The organism is Thermovirga sp., from assembly GCA_012523215.1.
Taxonomy (GTDB): Bacteria; Synergistota; Synergistia; order Synergistales; family Thermovirgaceae; genus 58-81.
Genome location: JAAYIZ010000138.1, coordinates 1 through 6,930 on the forward strand (window position 1 = coordinate 1; position 6,930 = coordinate 6,930).

At 54.7% G+C, this 6,930-nt stretch carries 8 protein-coding genes; all 8 read right to left on the reverse strand.

Translation table 11 applies throughout. The features are described from left to right. Positions 1–557, reverse strand: a 557-nt coding sequence (locus tag GX108_03830) for a hypothetical protein (protein NLO56174.1), incomplete at its 3' end; no start/stop codon positions are given. Further along, a complete protein-coding gene (locus tag GX108_03835; protein ID NLO56175.1) occupies positions 557–1,480 on the reverse strand; it encodes a hypothetical protein in 924 nt (307 codons plus the stop codon). The genes GX108_03835 and GX108_03830, both read right to left, overlap by 1 nt. Then, positions 1,477–2,238, reverse strand: a complete 762-nt coding sequence (csm3, locus tag GX108_03840; GenBank protein NLO56176.1) for a type III-A CRISPR-associated RAMP protein Csm3 — start codon at positions 2,236–2,238, stop codon at positions 1,477–1,479. The genes GX108_03835 and csm3 overlap by 4 nt, the downstream gene beginning before the upstream one ends. A 19-nt stretch (positions 2,239–2,257) precedes the next feature. Beyond that, positions 2,258–2,692, reverse strand: a complete 435-nt coding sequence (csm2, locus tag GX108_03845) for a type III-A CRISPR-associated protein Csm2 (GenBank protein NLO56177.1) — start codon at positions 2,690–2,692, stop codon at positions 2,258–2,260. Positions 2,693–2,711: 19 nt separating this feature from the next. Then, positions 2,712–3,611: a hypothetical protein gene (locus tag GX108_03850; GenBank protein ID NLO56178.1), complete on the reverse strand. Its 900-nt coding sequence runs from the start codon at positions 3,609–3,611 to the stop codon at positions 2,712–2,714. Positions 3,612–3,758: 147 nt separating this feature from the next. Continuing rightward, complete coding sequence (gene cas10, locus GX108_03855; GenBank protein ID NLO56179.1) at positions 3,759–4,997, reverse strand: type III-A CRISPR-associated protein Cas10/Csm1; 1,239 nt, start codon at positions 4,995–4,997, stop codon at positions 3,759–3,761. Beyond that, positions 4,913–5,134 carry a hypothetical protein gene (locus GX108_03860; protein NLO56180.1) on the reverse strand — a complete coding sequence of 74 codons (222 nt, stop codon included), beginning with the start codon at positions 5,132–5,134 and terminating at the stop codon, positions 4,913–4,915. Before GX108_03860 ends, cas10 begins: the two co-directional genes overlap by 85 nt. A gap of 92 nt (positions 5,135–5,226) precedes the next feature. Continuing rightward, complete coding sequence (locus tag GX108_03865; protein ID NLO56181.1) at positions 5,227–6,255, reverse strand: putative CRISPR-associated protein; 1,029 nt, start codon at positions 6,253–6,255, stop codon at positions 5,227–5,229. Positions 6,256–6,930 lie beyond the last annotated feature (675 nt).

A 6,930-nucleotide genomic window follows, 5' to 3' on the forward strand; every position in this document is an offset into this window, starting at 1 on the left:
CCGGATCTGAACAGACCTTCGATCGTTCTTTCTCTTGCCGTGTTTCGTTTACGAATGGCGCCGATGTTGTCTTTGCTTGAGCGCCTCATCATAGTAATGACATCTTTTATATTCCTATCTTGGGCTAGCTCTTTCCTTTTCTCGTCATCATTGAGCAAGGACGAGAACACCAAACCAGTCCTCAACACCCCTTTAAGGGATGAACCTGGGATGTAGGGCCGTCCAAATCCGTCCCTGATGAATGGACGGGCTTCCTTGTTCAATTCCTTTGCCGCCTTCGTGAATTCTATATCGTAGGCCTTAACCTTTTCCAATTCAGCCTCACCGCGGGGAAGACCACCCGGAGGGAAGGGTTTTTCCATGTAATCCTTTATCGAGATCTGGGCATCCTTCAGTTTTGATACTACGAAGGACTCCCTCAGGCACAGCCCGAACCCCCTACCGTCAGGGAGGACATATCGGCAGGCGGGGTTTGGGTCCTTTGTACCTATGTGCAAGGGTGAAAGGGGCGTGAGAGTGCACCGGTACCTGGAAAGCTTCCATGGGAGCTTCGCCATTATTCCCGCCCCCCTTCACTTGGAAAATTCACTGCTATGGATGGGGTCCTTCCATTGAAGATTACTGGGTGACCCGTAGCCGGGGGGGTAATATCCAGGAGGCACCCTTCGGGCCGGAAATCAAGGAGAGAACCCGGGCCTATCGAAACCACGGTAGGTTTGATCTCGTCCGTTTCACCGACGAAACCCCTCTGTCGGCATAGGGTGTAACCGGCGGGATCTTCCATGGTCTCGACCTTCTCGATCTCATCGTTAGCGGGCAGAAATGAGCCCAGCGTCAGGTATCGAAAACCTTCGTTTTCAAGAAGAGGGGCAAAGGGGGTATGTTTCGCCTCGATCTTGCCCGGGCGGAAAACACCCCACCCGCTGCTCCTCTCCCCTCCAAGACCATTGTCGCCCAGGAGGCAGAATGCCTTGCCCAGATCTTCCAGCATCTCTCCGGGTCCTTCCGCGACGATCACTCCTTCGACACCCTCCCGAGGCTCGATCCTCCTCCTGTAGTAGGGCACGGCGGCGTTGGTGGACCTGTCGAGGGCGGCCGAGACCGTCACGTCTTCGACGAACAGTTCGACTGCCTCAGGTACGTCCACACCGGCAAGCATGGGTCCCAGGGAATCCACCGGGACCCAGGAAAGTTTCCTAGCCCTTCGGGCCTGATCAAAGGACAATCCACTAACGGCTACCGCCGGAGCCGGCACGAACCATTGGTCCTCACACCTCCAGAGCAACGAAGAAAGCCTGCAGGACCGTATTATCTCTTCGGTCCTCGACGGACCAAAGAGGGAGTCACAGGCCCACCCCAGCCCTCCCCAGATGGAGCTGGCGTTCAAGCCCTTCTCCTGCCGGTTGACATCCCCTACAAGACCGCCCTGGCGGATACCTTGCTTGAAGCAAAGGGTCAACACCAAGGCATTGTTCTTCATGACGGTATCAACTTCCCGGCAAGGACTGTCCCAAGGGTCTGCCCGTTGAGATCGATAGCGACAGGCTCTTCACCGGAGATGTAAGTCTCTATGGGCTTTAACATCACCGAAGCTATTTTCAAAGAGACCTTCCCGCTCCCCCTGCTGCCCCCACCCCCGAGGGAGTCGTCCTCCAACAGTCCGAACAGGGCCTGCAGGTTGTCCAGATCTTCCTTAACCTGGTCGGCATCCTCAACGGTGTATACGATCTCGAAGGAAAAAGCGGAACTGGCGGGTACTCTCTCAATAGGCCTCGGCATGGCAGCGCAAGTGACCCGGTCGAGACTGTTCTCGGACTTCCACTCGGTGTAGGGAAGCCCTTCATCCAGTTCTGACAGCCTCTTGAGGCTTTCTTCAGTAAGGAACGCATCCCTCACCTGCAGCCTGGAGGGTATGTTGCGCCCCCCCCTGCCCTCAGTACTAGCCCCGAAAAGGCGGCACACGGGACAGGCGGGGTCGTTGCATTCGTGCCTCCATATTTCAAAGCCGCCCTTTTTGTTGAATTCCTTGTCCAGGGACCTTTCGAGCAAGGACCTCAGCTTTCCCTTAAGGGAACTGCCGGGTACGTAGGGCTGCCTGGAAAGGGGGTCCCTTATGACGGGATTATCCATCCCTCCGATGGAGAGCTCCGTATCGGAACCGCCGATATGGAGCCCCGTCCTGCAAATGATCTCACCGGTTATGACAGCTTTCCCGATTATCGGTTTCCTGCTTCCCATGGTGGTCTCCTTTCGAGGGCTAATTCCGCCCGCCAAAGAATTTGTGATAGGCGACGACCGCCTCGGATATTTGCCGGAGCCTGACGATGTCCCCGGCCGTACCGGTCTTCTCCAGGGCGGCATCGAAGAAGGAGGCAAGCTCTTTCATCGCGTTACGCTGATCAACGTTGGTGATCCTTGCGGCAGCATAAGATAGGTGGTAACTGAGGATCTTCGCCTCCGACGGCTCCACCCTGCCGGCTGAAACGTTCGTGGCAAGCCTGATGATATGCTCGTGGAACTTGTAAATCTGCGAAGCGGGTACTTTCTTTTCAGCGAATCGTTTCCCCAGGGATCGTGTCATCTCAACGAGCTTTTCCGCCGTGAGTTCCTGCAAGGATGGAAGGCTCTTGATCCGCTGTATGTACCCCTGGATACTTGTTCCCGCTGCCTGAGCTGGTGTAGGTTGCGACATTCGTATACCTCCTTAGATCCTATCGGATCAGGTAATCGGCCCACTGCGCCGCTACTCGAGCGACCCTGATAGCTCGGCTATCCGAAGACTCCATGTCGCTAAAGGCCTTCTTTTCGAATTCACGGTCCGACCGAGCGCCAGCGTAAGCGGCATGGATCTTCCACCGCTCATCCCCTGATAGATCCATTTCTTCCAGAGCCATGATCCTCCTAAGGAAAGCCCTGTCCATATTCAGCTTTATCCTTCTGCCGTCCTGCTGCTTCAACAGCGTCGAGCCCTTTAGGAACTGGAGGATCTGCCCCTTGAGAACGGGTAGCTCGTTCTTTGCGCTAAAGGCAAATTCTCTGGGTTTCCTGGAAGGGGTCCCCGGGTCCGGCACGAAGAAAAGGGAAAGGCTGCCCTTACTGACACCCTCCGATACGTGTTGCTTGGCATGCTCCTCGGCCATCCCGGCCGAATCGGCAAGCTGATAGACAGGAGCCTTGTCGTCGGCCATGATCATTCCCCCGGAAATGGTCACCGAGGGGTTGTCGCCGGTGAAATCCTTGAAATGATCAGTTACATCCATAGAGAACTCCGCTATCTCGTTCCAAGCGCCTATGGCAAAGAGGTCATCGCCGCCGGAATAGACGAGGATCATCCTCCGGGGACCCTCAAGGGCACCTTCGACAAGCCTGGTTTTTGGTTTGTAGGCGATATGCGGGATATTTATCTTGAAAAAGTGCGTCAGGAGCCTCGATAGAGTCGCTACTCTAGAAAGGCTGTACGAGGAGTCACCATCGCCCGATAACCCCTCGCTGAAGATCCTGCCAAGGTTATCCACGTCCATACGAAGGGCCGCGATCTTGTTCGCTCCAATGCAGCCCGACTGTACGATCTTCTCGATCTCGGCGTCCGACGCGTATCCGGCCCATGGCATGGATACAAAGCGATCATCCTCCTTTCGGAGGTTCCCGTGGGGTTCCTTGAGGACCAGCACCAGGGGGGAGGTTCCCGATATATCCTCAGCCTTTGTCGATACAGGGAAAGGGGACCCCAAAATACTGAAAGTGCCTTCCCCCGACCCTCAAGCCATGTAGAGGTAACGACTCTCCGAGGAGCCCAGAGCCTTACCGGCATCTACCAGTTCGATACAATGCCGGCAGAATAGGTCGGCGTCCTCCCGATCCAAAGGCTTCAAGGCGTCGGTCCTCTTCCCACACACGGTGCAGCTGCCATGAAGGTGGTGGTCGTTCAGGCTCCCGAGGGTCTCCCCAAGGACACCTTTGAATGGGCGCGAACGTTCCATCGAGAGTTTTTCACCCATTTCCCGGAAAGCCTGGTCAACCCTTTTTTCAGCAAGGGTCCTCCAGGAAAAGGCGTTCCAGGCCATGGATATGGACAAGCGCCCGCCTTCTTCTTTGAGAAGGCGCCTGTTGACCTCGTCCCTGAACCCTTCGACCTTTTCAATGACCGAGGCCGTGTTGGGGAGAACCATGATCCAGTGCCCGCCGCCGACGAAGAGAAGCTGGCTTCGAGGGAACCCGAGGATCGATAGAAGCTCGAAGATGAGCTTTTCTTGCATGGCTTCGATATAGAAGGACCTTGATCGTAGCCCGCGCAGGGCCTTCTTGCTTCCTATGTCGTAAATATAGCGCTGGATCCCCCTTATATCGGCCTCCACCATCAGGAAAGGAGCAGCTTTGTCGGGCCTCAGCCTTTTCTGGACCTCTTCGAAGGCCGCCATCGGGTCCTTTTGTCCGGTCAGATCAGCGTGTTTTTCGAAGACAACCCCGGCGAGGCAGAGACCTATCATGGCGGTTGTCCTGAGATGATCGTAAAGGGATATGTCGGGATAACGGCCTTCTCCCACGGCCGTTTCGCTGGGCACAAAAGCCAGATATCTTTCCAGGACCCTGTCAAGCCAGTTGGGACCGATCGCTCGACCCTCTCCCAATGCCAGAGTGCCACTCAGGCCGTCTTCGATCGCTGAATAATTGAATTCCATCGACCTGTTAGTGGCGGGTTCGGGCAGGATCATGCCGGTGTCATCCAATGGCGCTATCGGAAAAAAGGTCCGCGGCGAAGTTTTTTCCGGTTGCCCATCGATACTTACACGATCAAAAATGTTCCAAAGCGGGACGTCGGGATCCCATTGTCCGGTCACTTCTTCCCTTTCTGAGGCCGAAAGGCTGTCGGAATGGGCGATAATGGCCGCGGCAAGGGATTTTGAACGATCTTTCAGGTCCTCGAGCCTGATGCCCGCTCTTGGGTCTGTGTTGTGATACCTTGCCGCCCATGAATAGCTTTCCCAAGGCTGCCCCAGCTCTTCAAGCCATTGGGCCCCCCCTCCATGTGGTTGACCCTTTTTTTCGTGGCGCGCTGGACGAGCTTACCCACGTCGTGTAAAAAACCACCCATTACCACATTGTTCAAAAGGCTCCTCAATTCATCCACGGTCATCAGTTTCCCCCTTTTGCTTCAGGTATCGAGCCAAACCTGGAGCGGGCTTCCATGCATCGCATCACCCCCTGGACGGCCAAGTTTTACCGGGTCTACGCATACTTGTCGTTCAACGTCACTGCGGCCCACGTCAGCGCCGTGGCGGATTCATCGGTGAGGCTCAGCTGGAACCTGGCCCCAAAATTGTTACGATCTTCGTAATGTCCGACCAATCTTTTCTCGCCGTCGATCTCCTTAACCGAAAAACCAATGCCCCTGATGGATTTCTGCTTGTCGTAAGGGAGCGACCAGGCCGTGACTATCCAGCCTACTTCCTTACAGACCTTCCTGACAAAATCTTCAAACCCCTCGGGGTAGTGGTCTTTTCGAAAAGAGGGTTCGCTTTTCCTCTCGCCGGCATCCACCAGGTTAGGCGGTTTGGGATTCCTGATGCGGAAACCTTCAATGAAGATCTGCCCCACCGCGCCGAGTCCGAATAATCTGGAGCCGCTGACATCAACCTCCTCGAGGAGAACCCTTAGTTTCTCGTCCACTTCGCCCAGTTCGCCCGATTCCAGAGTTTTTCCGTTTTCGAACCGGGCAAGCAGGTGGGCATTCTCTCCCAGCAGGTCATAATCGAAAGAAACGGGCAAGGGTGGAAAGTCAATGATCTGGGGGAACTTTTCGTGCTGGTAGAGGACGGGGATCGAAAGGACCTGACCGAGGATTACCGCGACGGCGATCTGGGCCTTGTAACCACCGGTGGCGTTGATGGCTGCATACCGGGGCCCCCCCGATTGCCGTATGAGCTTTGAGGCCTCCCGTACCAGGTTACGCAGACCCTTGATCTTGAAGTCTTCAGAGTTTTTGTCCTGGAGGTCTTCCACGACAAAATAATCCAGCATCTTTAGATCCAGGTCCGTCCTTGCCGAATAGTATTTTTTCAGGAATTCGCCGGTGCCTTTGCCGTACTCGGTATCGGAGACCAGGAAATACAACTTTTCTAGCGTAATAAAACCCTTTTTCTTGGATTCCTCGATGGTGTTGATCTCTGCCCCGCATACCCGCAGAGTAGGGTCAAGTTTGAGCATTTCTTTTGTCAGGAGGCTCCAGTTTTTGGATTCGAAGTATTCTTTCAACACCTTCCAGTTCTCCGGCAGATCTGGAGTGTCTTCCGATAAGCGAGCCAGGTTGCCCTCAAAAAGGCTTGTGCCAACAGTACAAATTAATGTATTCCTGACCAAACCTATCACCCCCTTTTGGGTGTCAGACCTACACAATTGATGAAACTCTTCTCGCAGTTTCCCGACCCTCCCTTCAAAGGGTTGCTTGTTTCAAGGTTTTTTCGAACAACCTGGAGGTTCGCGTCACTTACAGGCACTAGATTCCTTGGATAGCCCAGAGCTCGTAAAAGGAATCGCCGGAGGTAACGGCCCGGATCGATCTCGACCGTAGTCACATCGGGCTTATAACAAAGCCACAGCAAGGCTGGGCGGACCTGGATGCGGGTTCCTCCTTGCGAAATCCCAACTATCTACTATCATTCTACCAAATATGTTGGATTATCACTTAATAGTGTAATCAATTAGGTAGCGGAAAGCAGTCATTCCGTCCCCGGGCCTGGCGTATCGATCGGCTTCCGCGCCGAGAAGGACCTGGAAAGCCTTATAGCACCTGCGCTCAAGGCTGCCTTTTTCAGCTGTGGTCCCCCGCGGCTGCCCTCGGAGCCTATTCCTGGCCCTTACGCCTGAACCCCTCTCTCCATCGGTAATCGAATATAGGCAAATTTCCTTAAAGTACCCTTTCTTACAAAGGAA